Origin of the sequence: Pseudonocardia sp. EV170527-09 (assembly GCF_008369905.1) — a bacterium.
Taxonomy (GTDB): domain Bacteria; phylum Actinomycetota; class Actinomycetes; order Mycobacteriales; family Pseudonocardiaceae; genus Pseudonocardia.
This window is the reverse complement of record NZ_VRMC01000418.1, coordinates 1-282: the sequence shown is the minus strand read 5'-3', so window position 1 is coordinate 282 and position 282 is coordinate 1. Positions and strand designations below refer to the sequence as shown.

Below are 282 nucleotides of genomic sequence, written 5' to 3'. Positions count from 1 at the left end.
CGGCGACGGTAGGTGCGGCCGGTACGCAGCAGCTCAGAGCGTTGAACCTGCCGTCGGCGCCCCAGAACATCTCGCGCAGGTGATTGTCGGCTGCGCGGCGAGAGGTGGCCGTCGTAGACGGCGCGGTAGATCGTCTCAGTGCACACGTGCCAGGCCGTGCGACGGCGGAAGCAGCGACGCAACCACCGGCTGATCTGAGCCGGTGACCACCGGCGGCGCAGCTTGACCGCGACGACGCGGGCCAGATCGCCGTCGGCGACGAGTCGCTGCAGCTTCGGGCGC

General features: G+C 70.6%; 1 pseudogene. It reads right to left on the bottom strand.

Annotation, left to right across the window (positions count from 1 at the left end):
* Positions 1-282: pseudogene (locus tag FVA95_RS32365) on the bottom strand (hypothetical protein); the annotation flags it as partial.